Consider the following 21,254-nt stretch of genomic DNA (forward strand, 5'->3'; position numbering starts at 1 on the left):
CAATTTAGGGGAGTCAGGAATACGGAATACTTCTTATATCGCTTGATTAAATTATATTCTTAAAATGGTAAAAACCCAACTTTTGGACTTGATCCTGGATAATCCCTGCTTGGTTTTAAAAAACCATCTATTTTCAAGGCTTCCCAGATGCTAGTTTATAAAAATGTGTTCCAAAACGTGTTCACTTTTGTGTTCAAGAGCAAGCTTTCAATCAAATTTGGACATAAAAAAAACGGATCAGCTATTGCCAATCCGTTGATTTTTAAAAACTTAAGTTTTGTAGCGAGAACGAGAGTTGAACTCGTGACCTCCGGGTTATGAAATCTAAGAGAACTGTATCGATATGGCTTTAAATGCACTGAAAATCAGTTAGTTACCAATAATTTTAAATTTTTAGTTATTGGAAAAAACCATAAAAAACCATATAAAACCGCAAAATGTTGTACATATGTTGTACATAGATTTTATATCTTTATGTTATAACACAATTTATTATGGCCACCGTAAAGATAGTATTGCGTAAGAATTATCGTAAGAAAGACGGAACATTTCCAATTGCTTTGCGATTGACCCAATACAGGAAGTCAAAATTTCTCTTTACTGGTGAGTATATCTTAGAAAAGGATTGGGATGAAACTAAAGGGTTGGCAAAAAAGAGTTATCTCAATTCCTCACGACTTAATAATATGCTATTAAAAAAGGTTTCGGAAGCTCATGATATAGCATTGGAAATGGAGGCAAGCGAAGAAAAACAGTCGGTTTCCACATTGGCAAAAAAGATACTAGGCGAGGACAAATTTGATTTTTTCAAAGTGAGCCAAATCTTTATGGAAAATCTTTTAAAACGGAAAAAATTCGATCAACATTATAATCAAGAAAAAAGACTGAATATATTCAAAAATTTTTTAGGGCGTAAGGAGCTATCTTTTATTGACATGGATGTTAAATTGTTAAGGGGGTTCGAAACATTTCTACTTTATGAAAGAAAGGTTAAGCCAAGAACAGTTATTAACTATTTAATGCTCATTCGAACCATTTATAATTTTGCACGTAAAGAGTACCAAGTCGATGATAGAAACTACCCATTTGGCAAGGGCAAGATCCAAATCAAGTTCCCCGAAACTGAAAAAATAGGATTGAATGTAGATGAGATCCAGTTGCTGGAAATGGCTAACGGCTTAACACAGGCTCAACAACACACAGTAAATACATGGCTAACAAGTTTCTATTTTGCTGGGATTAGGGTAGGAGATATCCTAAAATTGAAATGTTCGGATTTTAAAGATGATAGACTCTATTATCGAATGGGTAAAAACAAAAAACTTGTTTCTCTAGCCGTACCTGATAAAGCAAAGAGAATACTACACCCTTATATATCAATCAAAAACCATAAAAACGATTTGGTTTTTCCCTATTTGAAAGGGATTAATCTGGGAGACGAAAAACTAATTGCAACCAGGGTAAAGACTATTACAAGAAATTTAAATAGGCGATTGGAAATTGTGGCCGAAAAACTAGGTATCGAAAAGAAACTTAGTATGCATATTGCCAGGCACAGCTTCGGTAATATTTCAGGGGATAAAATCCCAATTCAAATGCTTCAGAAATTATATCGGCATTCTTCTATTACAACCACGGTCAATTATCAGTCGAATTTCATGCACAAGGAAACGGATGATGCTTTAGAAAAGGTTATAAACTTTGATTGAGATGATACCGTTTGACCGTTCCATTAACGTTTATACCTAATTAATTGGTAAAGAATGGACATAATACGTATATTATAGGATGAAAAATCACGAAGATGATAATATATTTAACTGTTAACAATTAATCCGATGCAGGTAGTATGTCTACAAGAAGAAGCTTTTTATGCTTTATTTGATAAGGTAGTAGAGCATTTAGAATCTAAACGCGGAGATAAGCCGGCTAAATGGATTGATGGTGAAGAAGCAATGTTATTGCTTAATATAAAATCTACAACCACCTTACAGAAATTAAGAGATGAAGGTAAGATTAGATTTTCACAACCGCAAAGGAAAATAATTCTTTATGATCGGGATTCCATTAATGAGTACATTGAAAGGTACGCCCGCGAAACTTTTTAATTATGGAAGAACATCTAAAAGTTGATAAGGATTACATGGAAGCATTCAATCTTGGCTATGAACTTGCCAAAGAATTGAAGCTAAAGTCTCCAATGTTTAAAATCATTGAATCGGATAATAGACGTATGCACGCAATGCACACGGGTATGGAAGAATACAGTAAGGAAATTACTTTAAATAAAAATATTACTTTGGATGACAGCAAAATCATTCAACAAAAAAATAAAGATAACCAAGATGGGAATGAACTCTCCCTTTAAGTAGTATTCTAAAATGCTTGTACATTAAATCAGTCTTTTTGAATCGATATCTTACGCTTAGACCACTTCTGCAACAACCACGACCCATAAACCTTCTTAAAAATGATGATTCAGTGAACTTTCAGAAAGTTTAGAGATAGGTATGGGAAAATTAACTTTATAATTATGCGGCAGAGAAGTATATAAAAGGTGGGAATAATTACACGATGTTGAATTGAGCGTGCCCCAAAAAACGTTCATGGCTGTTTTGGAACTGGTTTGAAGTATGGGTAGTGTCCCAAAAATGGTTCTTTTTATGAGACTATAGAAAACAAGACCGAACCTTCTTATATTTGAACTTTTCGATAATTAAACTCAGACCTTTCATAGAAAATGTTGTTTACGGTAATCATTATTCGGGACAAAGAGGATGAAATCGAGTAATACTAATTGTTGATTTTTTAGAGTTCTTCTTTAATTTTATAATAATATGCCTTTACGCCGATCCTGCATTATTATTTTTATTTTGACCATTACATGGTGCGATGCCCAGAAAAAGTTTGAGCCTGGTAATTCCGTTCCTGCAAATGCCATTGATGCGGAAAAGATTTATTTGCAGTTGACAGGAAAGACATATAATACCTCAGAAGTAGTCTGGTTCAAAGCAGTCGTATCCGAGGCTTTTGGCAACTCACTTTCGGATATTAGTAAGGTTTTGCGTGTAGAACTAATCGAACCGATCGGCCAAGAGATAATAGATAGGAAATTACTGAAATTGGAAAATGGCTTAGCTGAAAGCTTTTTTCAGCTACACGCCAATTATCCTGAAGGCAAATACTTGATACGTGCGTATACCGAATGGAACAGGAACTTTGGAACCGATTTTATCTTTTCATCCTATGTGGATGTTCTCCATTTCAAAAGACCAGAAGATAAGATCGACCCAATTCGGGATATTACAGTTGCCAAGGAATTGAATCATGAAATGGTTACTGTTTCTTCAATGATATTCCCGAACGAATTGGACAGTCTGAATAAAGGTGGGGCGATGTTGTACCTAAATTGGAAAGATGGTTCCGATTCCATTGAGGTCAAGCAAAAAAGAGGCAGGCCCGTCGGCGTAAAATTTGATATACCAAATGATGTCAAGGTCATTGGTTATCGATTAAAAACCGAAAGTAAGAGCTTTTCTAAATCTATAATTTTGGATGAGAATTCAGGAACCTTGGATTTTTTCCCCGAAGGAGGAGCATTGGTAAACGACATAAAGAGCAACATAGGCTTTAAATATCTAAACTATAAAGGCAAAGGGGCAGAAATAGAAGGGATTATAGTTGACCAGGAAAATAATGAGCTGTCTACTTTTAAAAGTAACCATCTGGGTATGGGCAAAATAGTCCTACGGCCCGAAATTGGCAAAGGCTATTTTGGGGTAGTTCAATCGACCAATGGAACAACCCATAGGTATCCCATTCCCGTGGCCAGACCTCAAGGTATGGTCATGCGGGTTATTTCCGAAAAGCATATGAAGCTAATTGCGTTGGATGCGAAACCGGTAATGACCGATAGCCTCTTCCTAAAACTTTATCACCGGGGAAAGGATATTTATATGCTAAGGGCATTGATGAAAAATGGAAAGTTTAGCTATGCCTTCAAAAGCAGGGATTTGCCGAACGGAATTATAGGGGCAACGTTATACGATTCGGGGCATATGCCCATAGCCGAACGTCATTTCTACAATCATAGGCCCGAAGACAATCTGGATATAAAAGTTGAAATGGACAAAAACGAATATGAAGCACGTGATAGTGTAATCGTTCACATTCGTTCCACGAAAGGAAAACGACCTTTGCCAAGTTCTATATCATTAATGGCGGTAAACAAAGATTATTTTGAGCGGACAAACCTTACCCATGGAAATATTGTTTCCTATTTTATGTTGGAATCAGATATCAGGGGCGAAATCGAGGATCCCGCTTATTATTTCAAACATGAGGATCATTTAAAAGATCTTGATTATTTGATGCTTACCCAAGGTTGGTCGAATTATAAGTACGACAAGCCCAAAGAACCCAAGTTGATACAACCTGAAAAGGGACTCGGTCTAACGGGGTATGTTGAGGGAGTACAGAAGGTAAAAAGGAAAAAGCGTTTTCAAAATGACAGGTACGATTTGACATTGATGACTTTTGGAGAAAAAATAACAGTTTATAATCAAGAAGTCGATAGTACGGGATATTTTAATTTCAGTCTTGAAAATAGTTACGGAGATGGAAAAAAATTTGTGATACAACCCACTTCCTCCGGTAGAAAAAGTTCAAACTTTAAGGTCCATATCCATAAAAGAAAAGTTCCCAAGATAGAGTATGAAACCGAATTGGTCATCGCTCCCGTTGATAGTATAATAGAAAAAACCGTAAGTGAGCGAATATCAAAAGATATAGCCCTCGACCCTTTTTTGTTGCCAAATACCATTGCATTGAACGAGGTTGTCGTCAGTGACTACATTCTGACCCCAGAAAGGGAAGAAATGAACAAATTACATGGTATGCCAGATGTTGTCATAGACAACAAAGAGTTGATGGCCAAAGCGAAAAATTGGACAGGAAGCCTTTATTCATGGCTATTGTTCAACTACCCTGAAGAGCTTTCGGTGAGTAGGTTGGGGAATGGGACAGGGTACTTGTATGCCCGAGTCCACGGTGCCGGTTTTACATATATCTTAATTGATGGCATTCCCGTTGTGATCGACCATTTTAGCATTGTTCCCGATATACCGATTGCTGCTGTTAAAAGTGTCGAGATTATCAGAAACACAACAAGTGCCAACCGCTATTTTCGGGATACATTCCCCTCTGCCTCCGGTTTATTCCAGCCTCCACCGTTTCCAGCAATTTTGGCAATTTATACCTATTCGGGAAAAGGTCTTTTCGGAGCTTTTCCCAAAAGGTCCAATTTATTGCTCGACTCTGCCCCTGAGTTCTCCCCCAAAAGGGAGTTTTATAGCCCTTCTTATGATGGGACCACTGATGATCCTGGTACGCCCGACTTAAGAAAATTGATACATTGGGAGCCAAATGTTGTTACGGATGCACAAGGCAATGCTACCATTAAGTTTTTTAATGGAGATATTTCGGGAAAGGTTTTGGTGATTTGTGAGGGTATCTCAATTATTGGAGATGGAATAATAGGTCAGAGTGAAACAACTTACGACATAGTTGAATAGGATTTAGCATTGAATTCCTAGTCGGATTTCAAAAAACCTCATTAAATGGTAATAGGGCCAAAACTAGTTGGTAAATTCATTCTTTATTTGAACTTTCAAATTTGCATTATCAAGATAGAGATATAATATTTGTGCTGTAAAACCAACGTTTTACAGCGCTATCGGTTATTGGCAATCAATGTGGTGACTTTTAATGATCCTGGCACTGCTCCAGATGACACGCAAACGTTTTCGGCTATTGACTGAGATGGAAAAAATAACCAGGATTGTAAATTATGTCCCCCTTTCTGCCAATGCATTTGCCACCATAGGTTTTGACTTTGCCATTTAGAACCCCCTCAGCCTTCAATTACTCAAAAAAACTTGCCCACTCCGATAACCTTGGCAGAGATAGTTCACATTCTCATTTAATACCCCTACGACCCTAATTCAGTTGTGATTCTCGACAGCTATAATTTTAATTATAAACGTCAAAATTTGCATTAGTAGCACTTTTTGACCAAAGTTTGCACAACCTGTGCATCGATAAATTTATATCTTTGTCAAACTTTATGAAAATATTCTTTTCCATATCAATGTCAATTTTATTCTTTTTTCAGGGAATTAGCATTGATATGGACTTTTGTGGACCAATTAAAGAAATTTCAAGCATTATTACCCATTATCAAGACCATAAAGTTTATGGAGACTCTTTCCTTGAATATGTAGTTGAAGATTACATTGACAATGATGCAAAAAATGAAGGGCATCATAATAACCCAGATAAGGAGAATACACCAGTCCATTCCCATAATCAATGTTGTCACCCTTTAGTATTAATTATTGCGAACAACAATTCGGCTTTAACCAATCGACTAAAGTTTGAAGAGAAAAAACAGTTTAACTTACATAAAGTAAACTTCACTTCTAGATATTTGGAATCGCTTTTCCAACCCCCTAAAGTATAATTCAGTTTTTTAAGGATAGCTATATCCTTACGTGATGCTTTTCAAAGTAAGCATCGCATTTAAACGCATTGCATCTAATTGCATTGCGAGGTTTAAACTGAATTAATACTTTTTCTATGATTAACAAAATCATTTCATTTTCCATTAATAACAAGTTTATTATTGGACTCTTTATAGTGGCTCTTGTGGGTACGGGCATTTGGTCTATGGCCACTATAAATCTGGGTTCTGTACCCGATATTACCAACAATCAAGTACAAGTTATTACAGTTGCCCCAAATTTGGGTACTGAAGATATTGAGCAATTTGTAACCTATCCCGTAGAATTGGCAATGGCTAATCTTCCTGACGTTATCGAGTTGCGTTCGGTGTCCCGTTTTGGTCTGTCCGTGGTTACCATTGTCTTTGAGGACGAGGCAGGCACCTACCTTCCCCGGCAATTGGTGCAAGAGAAATTGACCGAAGTTGCCGGAGAAATCCCCGAAGGTTTCGGCACCCCATTTATGGCACCAATTACTACAGGGCTAGGCGAAATCTACCAATACACCTTAAAATTAAAAGAGGGCTATGAAGACAAATATGATGCCATGGAGCTTCGCACCATCCAAGATTGGATTGTAAAACGGCAAATGGCATTAGTTCCCGGAGTGGTCGAGGTAAATGCATTTGGTGGTTATGTAAAGCAGTATGAAGTGGCCATTAACCCTGATAAACTAAAAAGTTTCGGTATTACAATGAATCAGGTTTTTGAAGCTTTGAAGGTAAATAATGCCAATACTGGTGGTGCATATATAGAAAAAAACCACCAAGCTAATTTTATCCGTGGAGAAGGTTTGGCACGTAGTATTGAAGATTTGGAAAATACAGTTGTAACCACACAAAACGGAAGCCCTGTTCTAATACGGGATGTCGCCGAAAAAGTAGGCTATGGGAATCAAGTGCGTTATGGTGCGTTTACCCAAGATGGACACGAAACCGTTGGTGGACAAATTTTAATGCTGAAAGGCGAAAGCCCTGGCAACGTAGTCGAAAATGTGGAGAAGCGCATTGTAGAAATACAGAAATCCTTACCTGAAGGCGTTTACATAGATACATTTCTAAGCCGAAGTGAACTCATTGGAAGAACCACAAGCACCGTTGAAAAAAACCTTATTGAAGGTTCATTGATTGTGATTTTTGTGCTTGTCTTGCTTTTGGGAAGTTTCCGTGGTGGCTTGATTACAGCTTCGGTAATCCCTTTATCATTACTCTTTGCATTTATCTTGATGAAACAATTTGGAGTATGGGCGAATTTAATGTCCTTGGGTGCTATCGATTTTGGTATCATCGTGGATGGTGCGGTAATCATTGTGGAAGGAATGGTATTCCATATCCATCAACGGATGAAAAAAACCACAACCGCCATTGACCAGTCCGAAATGGATGAAATAGCGTATGAATCGGCAAGTACGATGATGAATTCGGCATTTTTCGGACAATTGATTATCCTTATTGTATTTACTCCCATTTTGTTCTTAACAGGCGTTGAAGGAAAAATGTTCCGTCCAATGGCGTTTACGTTCGGATTTGCCGTTTTAGGAGCGATTATCCTTTGTCTTACGTATGTTCCGATGATTTCTGCAATGTTCCTAAAACCTACTAAAAATCAGAATAGTTGGTTTGCCAAATTTGAAAACAAGATTGATAGGTTCAGTGATAAAATAATGTCCGGTTTAAACAGAGCTTATGTACCATTGCTCAATTTTGCACTTCGCTTTAGGGCTGGTGTCGTTTTAGGCGCGGTTACCTTGCTATTGATTGCAGGATTTATTTTCAGCAATATGGGTGGCGAATTCATACCTAAATTTGATGAGGGCGATATTGCGTTCCAAGCTTTGATAAAACCGGGGAGCAGTCTTACAGAATCTATTGAGGCTTCAAAAAAACTTCAAAATCTAATTAATGAATTTCCAGAAGTAAAGACGGTAGTTTCAAGGATTGGTGTGGCCGAAATACCGACAGACCCGATGCCTATGGACATTGCGGATAGTTATATTATTCTTGAAAAAGATAAGAGCAAATGGACTTCAGCAGAGAGCAAAGAAGAACTCATAGAAAAAATACAGGAAAAAATTTCAGTCGTTCCCGGCGTAAATTTCGTGTTTACCCAACCTGTAGAACTTCGTTTTAATGAATTGCTTACAGGTGTGCGTGAAGACGTGGCCATCAAATTGTATGGAGAAGACCTCGAAGTACTGGCCGAAAAGGTACAGGAGATGGCGGCTATAATTCAGACGGTGCCTGGGGCTGGTGATGTAAGAGCTGAAGCAACCAGCGGTCTACCGCAGATGACTGTTGTTTATAATCGTGCGAAAATGGCCCAATATGGTGTAACTGTTGACAAGTTGAACGATTATGTGAGTGCTTCATTTTCTGGAGAACAGGCGAGTGTGATTTTTGAGGGCGAAAAACGGTTCGATGTGGTTATCCGATTGGCAAAGGAATTTAGACAGGACATCAACAGCCTTAAAAATCTTTATATCGATTTGCCAAACGGAGCGCAAGTGCCTTTAAAGGAGGTTGCAGATATCAGTTATAAACCCGGACCAATGCAGATTTCAAGGGACAACACGTCTCGTCGTATTTCGGTGGGCGTAAATGTACGTGGGCGCGATGTAAAATCGATGGTCGAGGAAATTCAGCAAAAATTGGAAACACAGGTAAAATTGCCACCTGGTTATTTTGTAACCTACGGAGGTTCGTTCGAAAACCTGCAACGTGCATCAGACCGATTGATGATTGTAGTGCCTATTGCACTTTTCCTAATATTCATATTGCTCTATTTTGCCTTGAGTTCGTTCTCACAATCCCTAATGATTTATATGGCAGTGCCTTTGGCGGCCATTGGAGGAGTCTTTGCACTATTGATACGAGGAATGCCTTTTAGTATATCGGCAGGTGTTGGTTTTATCGTGCTCTTTGGAGTAGCCGTTTTAAACGGACTGGTACTGATAAACAAATTCAATGAACTAAAAGAAAGTGGAATGACAGACTTAAAAAAACGGATATACGAGGCAACACACGAACGTTTACGTCCCATTTTGCTTACGGCAACGGCGGCCATTATGGGCTTTATCCCAATGGCGATTTCTACCTCGGGTGGTGCGGAAGTGCAACGGCCTTTGGCAACGGTGGTTATTGGTGGATTACTTACAGCGACGTTTTTAACGCTTGTGGTTCTCCCCGTATTATACTATTGGCTTGAATCCCGAAAAGAAAAGAAGGATAATGGTGGTGACGCAAGTTACATTAAGAAAGGCGCAACGGTTATTATTATATTATTGAGTTTGGGAGGCTTTTTGACCTCAAATTCCGCTACTGCGCAGAATAGCCAGATGGCTCAAACAATTACTTTGGAAGAAGCCATATCTATGGCCAAGGAAAATTATCCTTCCCTAAAGGAAAGTCAAGCTTTAATCGAAAGAGAACAGGCGATGAAAGGAACAAGTTTTGATTTGGGAAGCACCTCTTTATATACCGGTAGAGAAGACCAAGGAGTGCAACAAGGAATATTGCGTACCTATGGCGTACAACAGGGCAATATTGATTTGCTTTCAGGTTTTTCAAAATCCAAGTTTTATAAGGAACGAGTTCAATTGGGCGAAAAGTTCTATGCACTAAACGAGCAACAGTTGATTCGTAATGTGATGCAGGCCTATGAACAAATTAATTATAACAAGGCACAGTTACGCTTTGCGGAACAATTGGACAGCGTTTACAGTGACTTCAGGACGGCGGCAGAACTACGTTTTGATACGGGAGAAACTGGAAAACTGGAATTTATTGCGGCATCTTCTGAATATCAACAGATACAGGTGTTGCGACAACAGGCTTATGATGATATAGAGATTGCCAAGCGTGCGCTAAAGCAATATCTGGGTATCGACCAAGAAATCGAAACAGTAGGATTGCCTTATCAAACAATGAGCTTTATGTCCGTGATGGACTCGACATCGGTAGGTGAAAACCCGCTATTACAATATTCAATGCAAAATGCCAAAGTGAGCAAGGCGAACATTGGTGTTGAAAAATCACAGTTCCTGCCCAAGTTCAGCTTGAGTTATGACAAGCTCAAGTACAATGATTTTTCTGGGTTCAATGCATATCAGGCTGGAATCAGCATTCCGCTTTGGTTCTTTCCTCAAAAATCAAGGGTTAAAGCCGCCAAGGCAGATGCGTACGCGGCCGAAAACCAGTATTTGGAACAGAAGGCCATAACTGAAAGTAGGGTTTCCCAACTTTTAAAATCTTTAGAAAAGACCCAAAAGACGCTTGATTATTATCAAGAAGGAGCTTTACTATTGGCCGAAGAACAGATATCGACAGCTGAACTTGCTTCAAAAGAAGGCGAAATAGATTATGTGAATTATATCACGATCCTGAACAGTGCCATTCGGATAAAGCAGAGTCATTTACAATTTATAAATCAGTATAACCAACAAGCCATTGAGCTACAATATCAATTGGGCAATTTATAACCTTAAAAAAAGAGAAATGAAAAATATACTATTAGTAAGTACAGTATTATTTACACTTATGTTTATGAGTTGTAACGATGCCCCAAAATCTGAACTTGGGCATAACGAAGCTGAAGGCGTATCAAAAACCAATGAAGTTGGAGTAGATGCACACGGCGAAGAAGGCCATGATGAAGGAGAGGAAGAAGGTGGTCACAGCGAGGAAGAAGGCGTTGTCGAACTTACAAAGCAACAGGCCGAAACCATAGGTTTGGAAATGAAACCTTTGGAGGAACGTAATTTAGGAAACAACATTAAGGTAACAGGAATGCTTGAGCTTTTCCCACAGGACAAGGCGAACATAAGCCCGTTTGTTGGTGGAAATGTGAGTTCCATAAAAGTAATCCCTGGAGATAACGTAAAGAAAGGTCAGGTGTTGGCATATATAGAACACCCAGATATCATTGCAATGCAACAGGATTATCAGGAAAAAAATGACGAACTGGTCTTTTTGAAACAGGATTTTGAACGCAAGCAGACCCTTTATGATAAAGGTGTTTCTTCTGGCAAGGAATTTCAGATGGCGCAGTCAAAATTTCGTTCCACAACATCCAGCGTCAATGGTTTGCGGTCCCAATTAAGACTGTTGGGCATTGATCCGGACAAAGTGGCGGAAGGACAGATATATTCCGCTGTTCCCATTACCTCGCCTATAAGTGGGTATGTGGATGAAGTAATGATTAGCCTTGGCGATTACGTGGCACAACAATCCAAAATGTTCTCGATAAGCGACAACTCAAAAATTTATGTCAACTTCAAAGTATATGAGAAGGACATAAAGCAAATCAAGCAAGGGCAACAGATATATTTTTCCACGGCCTCTCGTCCAGATGAACTGCTTAAAGCAACCGTTCGGTCTGTTGGTAAAACCTTCAATACAGACCCAAAAGCTTTGGAAGTTCTGGCGGACATTGAAAACAAGGATAAAAACCTATTGCCGGGTATGTATGTGGAAGGACGCATAGTGCAGGGCGAGAAAAAGGGTTTTGCCGTACCGGAAGCTGCCATTATAAAAGAAGGCGAGCAATCCTTCATTTTCATTTTGGATGAAGATGAAGAAATGGAAGCGGGCAAAATGAAATTCAAAATGATACCCGTAACGGTCGGTATTACCGATTTGGGCTTTGTTGAAGTCAATCTACCTGCCGAAGTTTCAAAGGATGCCAAAGTCGTGATAAATGGAGCTTATAACCTGTCTTCGGAAATGGTCAAGGGCGAACTGGAACACGGACATTAATTCAATAACAATCAAAGATTTTGATTCCGAGTTTGTTTATCGTCTTAATTAGTTAGTTAAAAATTAGAAAACAGGCTCGGTTCAAAATCGATTAAAACATAAAAATATTTTTAAGATGAAAGAAATAAAAGCATTTGTAAAACCGAACCGAATCCAAAGAGTCATTGAAGCGTTATCAGATAATGGATTTGAAAGTATGACCCTTTCACAAGCAGAAGGCACTGGCGCATTCAAGGCAAAAGGTGCAAGACCTTCGTTGGATTTTCGTATTACCGATAGTCCTGTAGTTAAGCTGGAATTGGTCTGTCAAAATGAGGAAGCCCAAGCTGCCATTGAAATAATTTTAAAAAATGGCAAAACGGAAGAACCTGGAGACGGCATTATCTATATAGCAAATATCGAGGATGCCTTTCAGATTAAAACTGGAGATTCCTTAAAACGGTACGACCTATAAAACACTTTATCACAAATGGAAAAAATAGTCCAACTACTTGAAAGCAAAGGGATACGGCCTACGGCTATGCGCCTTATGACTTATAAGCGTTTAGCAGAATTAGAGGCGGCCATAAGTCTTGGCGATTTGGAAAAGGATTTTAAGGTCAGTGAAAGAAGTACCCTATTTAGGACTATGAAAGCGTTTGAAGAAAAAGGTATGGTGCATCAGATCGAGGATGGGACAGGAGTTATAAAATACGCCCTTTGCGAAGAGAATTGTGAGTGCGAGGTCGGCAACGACCTCCACTTGCATTTTCATTGCAACAGATGCGAGGAGACAGTGTGCCTGACAGCCCATAAAATTCCCCACATCAACTTGCCCGAAGGTTATATCACGGAAGATGTCAACCTAGTGGTAAAGGGCATCTGCGAAAAATGCAGCGGCAACTTGGATTAAGCGTCAGGTTTTAAAATACGATTATCGATTATAAATATAGAGCTATGGTAAAAATCTTTGAAAAAGAAGCTACGGTATATATGGTAGCACAAAATAAGCTGGATGCCAAGGATTACGAAAACTTGACCCCCGTTTTAACAAATCATCTAAAGGTGTATCAAGAAGTTTCCTGGTACATCGAAATGCAAAATTTTGAAGGTTGGACGGCAAGTGTCCATTGGAAGGGGATTGAATTGGACCTCCCCAATGAAAAGCATTTGAAGCGGGTTGCCTTGGTGGGAAACGTTAAATGGCAGGAACTATTTACAGAGGTGCTGCTTCCTTTTTCCAGGGCCCACATAAAATTTTTTAAGCCCGAAGACAAGGACTGCGCTAAAGAATGGATAGAAAAATTGGATAAGGACTGAATTATTAACGTAAAATAAAAATAGTATGACGGACGATTGGTATTTCTGTGGGATGCACTGGATATGTTCGAGGCACTGGATAATATAGATTCACTTTTAAATTAGAAAATATGGGATTTTTAAAACATTTACTCAGGGGAATGGGAAGAGGTGGACATCATTCCACCAAGCATGGTCGAAAGCACGATTACGGTTACCGGGATGGTCATTCAGGGTCGAAGGTGTTGATCCGGTGCCCAAAATGTGGCGTAGATAATGAACAAAACGCACTTTTCTGTCAAAAATGCGGCTCGGCCTTGGGAAAGGGAAAATGCAATAGTTGCAAGGAGAGCATACCGCTGGATGCTAAATTTTGCCCAAGTTGCGGTAACCGTGTCTAAACCTGTAACCATGGGAAAAATACAGCTGGCATTAGTTATCCTTTTTATCAATGTCCTTGGACTAGGGGCCCAGACAATATATATGACCAAAAAGGGACATCTAATGTTATCTACGGAGGTTGGCAAAGAACCGGTCAATGCCGAAAGCACCGAATTATCCGTACTATTAAATTATACCGATAAGCAAATAGTAGGGTCTTTGGACCTGAGAACGTTACAAATGAAAATCCCGGAAGTTAATGCAGTTTTAAAAGAGGCCGAGGATCCTTTAATGGTCTATTTCACGGGCAACATCCCTACAGAGGATTTTTTATCCTCACGCCACGACCCGATCGATTTCAATTGGCCGGTCACCGTATCCTTTCAAGATAATTCATTTCAGGTAATTCTTAGGACTACCCTGACCCACCTGGAGGAAGGGCAAAGATTTTCCTGTTTGTTAAGTGCCATGGGGGAGCTTTTAGCGGTAGAAACAGGTTTGGAGGAAATAATACCGGGATTGGACAAAGCAATAGAAATACGGTTTGCACAGATGGTATTGAAATTGGAATAGATAAAAATTTTATAGCACAAAAAAAATGGACCTACAAACAGTACTACTGTTATTACCATGTTTGGGGCTGGCAGTTTTATTAGGGATATTAATTGGCATCGGGTATTTTGGCAACTTTGTCGCCCAGTTATTGGGTTTTCGGACAAATCAGGCCTATGAACGCTGGTGGGAAGCCCGCATTATATGGGGCGCTATTGTTAATGATTCCCGAACCTTGATATGGCAGACCATTTCACTTTATGATAGGTCGGATGTGCAATATGTATATAATGTAAAGGAAATGACAAAACGCCAATTCGTATGGTGCTATGCTTTGGGCGAATATCTAAGGAATCTTCCATTTTCGTCAAATGTAGCCAGCTATGTAAGATTTGAAAGAATCAAAAACACGGATTTCCCCAAGGCACATAGCCTATTGATCCATTTGATCATATATGTTTTTGCTACAATGCTTCCTTTTGGCCTATCCGATAATGACCTCTCGCTAGAAATTGGTCTTACCATTGCTATCCCAATAATCTTTATAGCGATTAAGAAAACGTCAATTTTAATGCAGGGTCCATTTGAAAACGACCCAATGGATACACCAATGATCGATCAGGCCCAGACTATAGAAATAAAATTAAAAGAGATGATAGGTGACGTGGACTTCCCTTTTAAAATGAAACCTAACAAGTACTATATACTTTAAAACATCAGTCTAATGAAAAAACTACAAATAAAAATCCCGGTTGTCCTTCCGCAGGTTCCAAACGAAAAAGATACTTGTGTTAAAAGGCTTATTCATGAACTACAGGCTAAAGAGGGCATCGAAAAAGTGCACGTTTCGGACAAAAGGAAAAACGATGTGCCACAACTCTGTTTTCACTACGACCCTGATGTCATATCCATAGATCGAATCCAATCCTTAGCAAAAAAAACTGGTGCCGGAATAACCGATAAATATGGACATAAATTGCTCCAGGTGGAAGGAATACGTCATGCCAGACATGCCCGTAGCATCGAAAAAAGCCTACGGTCCATTGAGGGGGTCTTAGAAGCTTCGGTAGCCGGTACCGGTGTTGTACGCGTTGAATTCGACAAGGGTATAACCGGATTTGCCGCAATAGAAAAACGGCTCAGGAAAAAGGACCTTACCATTATTGAGGAATCGATGGTTATGAAAGAATTCAGCAAAAAACCAATGGAGCGTTTATTTCTAGAAGAAGAAGAAGGACTGGAAAAGGAAGGAACATCCTCAGAAAGCCACGAGCACAAGGAGGGCGAGACACACGAGGACGGAGAGGAACATGCCCACGGTGGGATTTTAGGCAAAAATACCGAACTTATTTTTTCAATTATCTGCGGGGTACTTCTCGGGATTGGCTTCGGGCTTTCCTACGTAGAATCCATCCCGGACTGGGTCAGTCTTAGCCTGTATATAGGCGCTTATTTCTTTGGTGGTTTTTTTACGGCCAAGGAAGCAGTACAGACCGTCGCCAAAGGTGGTTTTGAAATTGATTTTTTAATGCTGGTCGCCGCCATTGGCGCCGCCGTTCTTGGCGAATGGGCGGAAGGTGCACTGTTGTTGTTCCTATTTAGCCTTGGGCACGCCTTGGAACATTACGCAATGAACAAGGCAAGAAAGAGCATTGCCGCTCTTGCGGATCTTGCACCAAAAACGGCCTTTCTTAAAAAAGATGGCAAGACCGAGGAAATCGGGATTGAAAAATTGCGCATTGGTGATGTTATAGTGGTCAAGCCCAACAGCAAGATATCCGCAGATGGTGTTGTGGTCAACGGAAAAAGCAGCGTCAACCAGGCACCTATTACCGGGGAAAGTGTACCCGTGGACAAAATTCCCGTGGAAGATACGGGCAGGGACTATTCGGCAGACGATGATATTAAGGATGAAAATCGCGTATTCGCTGGAACTATCAACGGTAATAGCACGTTGGAAATAAAGGTAATCAAAGAAGCCAAAGACTCTACCCTGTCCCGATTGGTCAAACTGGTCAACGAGGCACAGACCCAGAAGTCCCCCACACAGCTGTTGACCGATAAGTTCGAAAAATACTTTGTGCCTTCCGTACTTGTACTTGTGGTTATCCTGCTCTTTGCCTTTCTGGTCATTGACGAACCTTTTAGTGCCAGTTTTTATCGTGCTATGGCGGTATTGGTGGCTGCTAGTCCCTGTGCACTGGCCATTTCAACACCAAGTGCCGTATTGAGCGGTGTGGCACGGGCGGCAAGGGGCGGTGTACTTATCAAAGGTGGGCGACCGCTTGAGGATCTGGGGGTCATTACGGCTTTGGCTTTTGATAAAACGGGAACACTAACCGAAGGCAAGCCCAAACTTACCGAGGTGGTACCATTGGGGGATATTGAAGAAAATGAACTGTTAAAGATAGCCGTTGCCGTTGAAAATTTGAGCGACCACCCTTTGGCCAAAGCCGTCGTAAGGGATGGGAGAGAGCGTCTGAAAGGTACTGCTATTACCGATGCGTCCGATTTGGAAGCGGTTCTCGGAAAAGGTATCAAAGCTTCCTTGGGCAAGGATAAAATCTATATTGGAAACCTTGACCTGTACGAAGACCTCGATGATGCAAAACCATCCGAAGAAATATCCACCAAGGTAAGGGAACTTGAAGGGGGCGGAAATACCACGATGCTCATAAGAAGGAACAAAGAATATATTGGTATCATTGCCCTGATGGACACCCCACGGGAAGCGGCCAAGGAAACTCTGAAAAAACTAAAGGAAATCGGCATCAAGCGGATGATAATGTTGACAGGGGATAATCAAAAAGTGGCCGATGCCGTTGCTAAAGAAATTGGATTGACCGATGCCTGGGGAAGCTTGTTACCGGAGGAAAAGGTAGATGCCATTAAAAAATTAAAAGAACAGGAAAGCAAGGTCGCAATGGTAGGCGACGGTGTGAACGATGCCCCTGCAATGGCGAACAGCACCGTTGGTATCGCAATGGGTGCAGCGGGCAGTGATGTGGCCTTGGAAACTGCGGACATTGCCCTAATGGCCGATAAATTGGAAACCCTGCCCTTTGCCATAGGTTTGAGCAGGAAGGCAAAGTCCATTATCAAGCAAAACCTTTGGGTCAGTCTCGGTATTGTTGCCCTGCTCATACCATCGACCATTTTTGGGCTTGCCAATATCGGTATTGCAGTGGTCATCCACGAAGGCTCAACGTTGCTTGTGGTTTTTAATGCGTTAAGGCTTTTGGCCTATAAAAAATAAATTTAATGAAAATGGTTCCTTTTGAATCAAGGTTAAAATGACCAAAACGGAAAAAATATTATCGTATCACGGTATTCGTCCCACTCAAATGAGGTCGAAGATATACAAGTTCCTGAAAAGGAAACAAAGTGCCGTGTCCTTTTCCGATTTGAAAAAGGCTTTTGTTCAAAAGAGCGAAACCAATAAAACAGCAAACAGAACGACCTTTTATCGCAATCTCAAGATTTTTGAGGATAAAGGGTTGATCCATCAGATCAATGATGGGACGGGAGTGGCAAAATATGCGATTTCTGAAGACGCCGGCAAAAAAGACCTGCATCTGCATTTTCATTGCACACAATGTTTGGAGACCACCTGTTTGCCCAGCAGAATGCCAGAAGATTGTTTACCTGCCCAGTACCAAACGCAAGGCGTTAATCTGGTGTTAAGAGGAATATGTAAAAAATGTTTGCGGAAATTATCAAAAATGAGAAACGAATCTTTATGGACAGAGAAAAATGTTCAACGTACTTGATGATAACCTTATGCCATAGCCTATAAAATATACTAGAGAATACCATAAAACGAACCAATTTGCCAAGGAAGAAGTTATGGAACGTGGAATTGTAAAAGGGAAAATGGCAAGAAATAAAATTTAGCCATGGCGTTGATAAAAATAACTGAACAAGATAGACTGAATGTTTGAAGATTTTAAACCGACCTTGATTCCCTTGAACCAAGAGTTAAATATAAGGGGCTCAAATTGTCAAGAAACTAATCCTGAAAAAAAAATTACACCGAAAAAAAGCTAAGGAATGGATTTACGATCTAAAGGGATAATAATTAATTAAAAACTATATAAAATGTTACAGATAATCGAATTAAAAGATAAAAATATTATTGAAACAAATGCTTCGGGGAAATTGGGAAAAGAAGATATCGAAAAAATCCATCCGCTTATCCATGCCATATTGGACAGGGGAATGAAGGTTCGTTGGTATTTTGAAATGGAAAATTTTACGGGCTGGGATCTTCCCGGATTATGGGAAGACCTAAAAATGGACACGGCCCACGCCAGGGATTATGAAAAAATAGCGATGGTGGGCAACAAAAAATGGCAGGAGTGGATAACGCAGTTTATGAAACCCTTTACGAACGCCAAGATCAAATATTTTGATTTGGAAGATAAAGAAACTGCAAAAAAGTGGGTAGAAGAATAAAGGCGCCAACGATCCAAGTATTTGTTATATAAAAGCGAACGACAACCACGTATTCTAGGATGTCGGTAAAGAATAAAAAATGAAAAACAGGAAATCAAAAATAAACGGCGAGAAAATAAATTGTTCTACCCAGAATCTTGAAAACGGGTGCTGTGAAACTATGGAAATTCCGCAGGTAGAACCCACCAGCAAGATAAATATCAGACCCTACATCCCTGCAGTTGTCAGTTTCATAATGTTGATGGCGGCCATACTTTTTGATTATTTAGGGACATTTCCGCATTTTGAGGGTAGGATAAGGATATTATGGTACGTTGTTGCATACCTCCCTGTTGGTTTTCCAGTAATAATGGAAGGCTGGAACAGCATTAAAAAAGGCGATTTCTTTACCGAATTCCTGTTAATGTCCATTGCCACCCTTGGTGCATTCGCCATTGGCCAATATCCCGAAGGTGTAGCAGTAATGTTATTTTATGCGGTCGGCGAATTGTTTCAAAGTGCTGCCGTTAAAAGAGCCAAGGGAAGCATCAAGGCTCTACTGGATGTAAGACCGAATGAAGCCTTGGTCTATAGGAACAACAATTATGTTTCTGTAAATCCCGAAACCGTCGCCATTGGCGAGAAAGTGCAAGTCCGTGTGGGCGAAAAAATCCCTTTGGATGGTATTTTGCTTTCCGAAAAAGGCTCGTTCAATACAGCGGCATTAACTGGCGAAAGCAAACCTGATACGATTGCAAAGGGCGAAAAAGTATTTGCAGGAAGCGTCAATCTGGATGGCGTTATTGAAATCGAAACCACCAAGGAATTCAAGGATAGTTCCATCGCTCGAATCCTCGATATGGTTCAAAATGCCACGGCCCGAAAGTCCAAAACGGAATTGTTCATCAGGAAGTTCGCTCGTGTTTATACGCCCATTGTTGTCTTTCTTGCTATTGCCCTAACGTTCCTGCCCTATTTCCTCGTTGACGTATATGAATTTAGGGACTGGTTGTACCGCGCTTTGATATTTCTTGTGATTTCGTGTCCATGTGCACTGGTAATTTCAATTCCTCTCGGTTATTTCGGTGGTCTCGGTGCAGCTTCCCGAAATGGAATCCTGTTCAAAGGTGCCTCCTTCCTCGATGCAATGACCAAAGTGAATACCATAGTAATGGACAAGACAGGCACCATTACCCAAGGAGTCTTTAAAATCAAGGAAGTCATAAATAGCACCACTTTTACGGAAGCTGAATTTATGAAATACCTGATGGCAATGGAAAAACAATCCACCCATCCCATTGCCAAGGCGATACTTGATTATAAGGTAGAAGGATTAGAATACAAGGCCGTGGAGGTATCGGAAATTGCAGGAAAAGGATTGAAAGGAACGGTTAACGGGAAAACCATTGTAGTGGGGAATATGGCATTGATGACTTCCAATGGCATTGATGTCCCTTCTGAAACCGAAAGCATTGTTGAGTCTATCGTCATGGTCGCCATTGATGGGAAATTTGCAGGATACGTGACCATTGCCGATGAACTAAAGGAAGATGCGCATCAGGCCATAAAGCAAATTAGGGAATCAGGTATTTCGAAGATTATTATGCTTTCGGGTGACAAGGATTCCATAACCCAACAGGTCGCAAAAGAATTAAAAATCGATTGGGCAAAAGGCGGTCTTTTACCGGAAGATAAGCTGAACGAGGTCGAAACGTTAAAGAAGCAATCCGATACCAAAGTCGCCTTTATAGGCGATGGTATCAACGATGCGCCCGTCTTGGCGGCAAGTGATGTGGGTATTGCAATGGGTGGTTTGGGCAGTGATGTCGCCATCGAGACGGCAGATGTCATTATTCAGACAGACCAGCCTTCAAAGATTGCAAGAGCCATCAAAATAGGGCGCTCGACAAGACAAGTCGTTTGGCAGAACATTGGTCTTGCCTTTGGTGTAAAAGTGATGGTAATGGCACTGGGAGCGTTGGGAATGGCCACGATGTGGGAAGCTGTTTTTGCTGATGTGGGGGTTGCTTTGTTGGCCATTTTAAATGCGGTAAGATTGCAGAAGATGAAATGGAAATAAAAATGATGTCGCAAAATCGTAGAAAGAGAAGAGAAAAGAAAAAAAATGAAAAACCTATGGTAAATACCATAACCAAAAAAGATAAAATACTTGGTATTCTGGCTATAGTAACAATCTTCATTGTTGTACTTGCCCTATTCTTTTATGAGGCTATTTTTTACTTTTTTTATCTCCTTTTTCACTAAAAAAATTATTATAATTATTGATAATCACATA

The 21,254-nt window shown here is 40.0% G+C and carries 16 protein-coding genes; all 16 read left to right on the plus strand.

The features are described from left to right. Positions 1 to 494 precede the first annotated feature (494 nt). The 16 genes from MWU82_RS22605 (at position 495) to MWU82_RS22680 (ending at position 21,038) form a co-directional block, all read left to right on the plus strand. A complete protein-coding gene (locus MWU82_RS22605) occupies positions 495 to 1,709 on the plus strand; it encodes a site-specific integrase (RefSeq protein ID WP_247098026.1) in 1,215 nt (404 codons plus the stop codon). A 129-nt stretch (positions 1,710 to 1,838) separates the two neighbouring features. Then, positions 1,839 to 2,108, plus strand: coding sequence for a helix-turn-helix domain-containing protein (locus MWU82_RS22610; RefSeq protein WP_215950038.1), 270 nt, complete (start codon positions 1,839 to 1,841; stop codon positions 2,106 to 2,108). 2 nt (positions 2,109 to 2,110) lie between these two features. Next, positions 2,111 to 2,368: a hypothetical protein gene (locus tag MWU82_RS22615; RefSeq protein WP_215950039.1), complete on the plus strand. Its 258-nt coding sequence runs from the start codon at positions 2,111 to 2,113 to the stop codon at positions 2,366 to 2,368. A 469-nt stretch (positions 2,369 to 2,837) separates the two neighbouring features. Next, positions 2,838 to 5,573 carry a Plug domain-containing protein gene (locus tag MWU82_RS22620; protein WP_246898526.1) on the plus strand — a complete coding sequence of 912 codons (2,736 nt, stop codon included), beginning with the start codon at positions 2,838 to 2,840 and terminating at the stop codon, positions 5,571 to 5,573. A gap of 551 nt (positions 5,574 to 6,124) precedes the next feature. Next, positions 6,125 to 6,520: a hypothetical protein gene (locus MWU82_RS22625; protein WP_232513944.1), complete on the plus strand. Its 396-nt coding sequence runs from the start codon at positions 6,125 to 6,127 to the stop codon at positions 6,518 to 6,520. Between the two features lie 116 nt (positions 6,521 to 6,636). Beyond that, on the plus strand, positions 6,637 to 11,037 hold the full coding sequence (locus MWU82_RS22630) for a CusA/CzcA family heavy metal efflux RND transporter (RefSeq protein WP_247098027.1): 4,401 nt from the start codon (positions 6,637 to 6,639) through the stop codon (positions 11,035 to 11,037). Positions 11,038 to 11,053: 16 nt separating this feature from the next. Beyond that, positions 11,054 to 12,313 (plus strand): efflux RND transporter periplasmic adaptor subunit, encoded by a 1,260-nt coding sequence (locus tag MWU82_RS22635; protein WP_247098028.1) that lies wholly within the window; start codon positions 11,054 to 11,056, stop codon positions 12,311 to 12,313. 115 nt (positions 12,314 to 12,428) lie between these two features. Beyond that, complete coding sequence (locus MWU82_RS22640; RefSeq protein WP_047418561.1) at positions 12,429 to 12,767, plus strand: P-II family nitrogen regulator; 339 nt, start codon at positions 12,429 to 12,431, stop codon at positions 12,765 to 12,767. Between the two features lie 15 nt (positions 12,768 to 12,782). Next, complete coding sequence (locus tag MWU82_RS22645; RefSeq protein ID WP_093978613.1) at positions 12,783 to 13,205, plus strand: transcriptional repressor; 423 nt, start codon at positions 12,783 to 12,785, stop codon at positions 13,203 to 13,205. Positions 13,206 to 13,249: 44 nt separating this feature from the next. Beyond that, entirely contained in the window at positions 13,250 to 13,612 is a 363-nt protein-coding gene (locus tag MWU82_RS22650; RefSeq protein WP_246898513.1) for an STAS/SEC14 domain-containing protein, read from the plus strand. A 255-nt stretch (positions 13,613 to 13,867) separates the two neighbouring features. Further along, complete coding sequence (locus MWU82_RS22655; protein WP_246898511.1) at positions 13,868 to 14,545, plus strand: hypothetical protein; 678 nt, start codon at positions 13,868 to 13,870, stop codon at positions 14,543 to 14,545. A gap of 25 nt (positions 14,546 to 14,570) precedes the next feature. Next, positions 14,571 to 15,236 (plus strand): bestrophin family ion channel, encoded by a 666-nt coding sequence (locus MWU82_RS22660; protein ID WP_246898509.1) that lies wholly within the window; start codon positions 14,571 to 14,573, stop codon positions 15,234 to 15,236. Positions 15,237 to 15,248: 12 nt separating this feature from the next. Beyond that, positions 15,249 to 17,780, plus strand: a complete 2,532-nt coding sequence (locus tag MWU82_RS22665) for a heavy metal translocating P-type ATPase (RefSeq protein ID WP_247098029.1) — start codon at positions 15,249 to 15,251, stop codon at positions 17,778 to 17,780. 37 nt (positions 17,781 to 17,817) lie between these two features. Beyond that, the gene (locus tag MWU82_RS22670) at positions 17,818 to 18,294 is read left to right on the plus strand and encodes a transcriptional repressor (RefSeq protein ID WP_093978619.1); all 477 of its coding nucleotides are present in this window, start codon (positions 17,818 to 17,820) and stop codon (positions 18,292 to 18,294) included. A gap of 328 nt (positions 18,295 to 18,622) precedes the next feature. After that, the gene (locus MWU82_RS22675) at positions 18,623 to 18,979 is read left to right on the plus strand and encodes an STAS/SEC14 domain-containing protein (RefSeq protein WP_093978620.1); all 357 of its coding nucleotides are present in this window, start codon (positions 18,623 to 18,625) and stop codon (positions 18,977 to 18,979) included. Between the two features lie 160 nt (positions 18,980 to 19,139). Beyond that, positions 19,140 to 21,038 carry a heavy metal translocating P-type ATPase gene (locus MWU82_RS22680; RefSeq protein WP_247098036.1) on the plus strand — a complete coding sequence of 633 codons (1,899 nt, stop codon included), beginning with the start codon at positions 19,140 to 19,142 and terminating at the stop codon, positions 21,036 to 21,038. Positions 21,039 to 21,254: the final 216 nt, after the last annotated feature.

The organism is Arenibacter sp. S6351L (genome assembly GCF_023016025.1).
In the GTDB taxonomy this organism is placed as follows: Bacteria; Bacteroidota; Bacteroidia; order Flavobacteriales; family Flavobacteriaceae; genus Arenibacter; species Arenibacter algicola_B.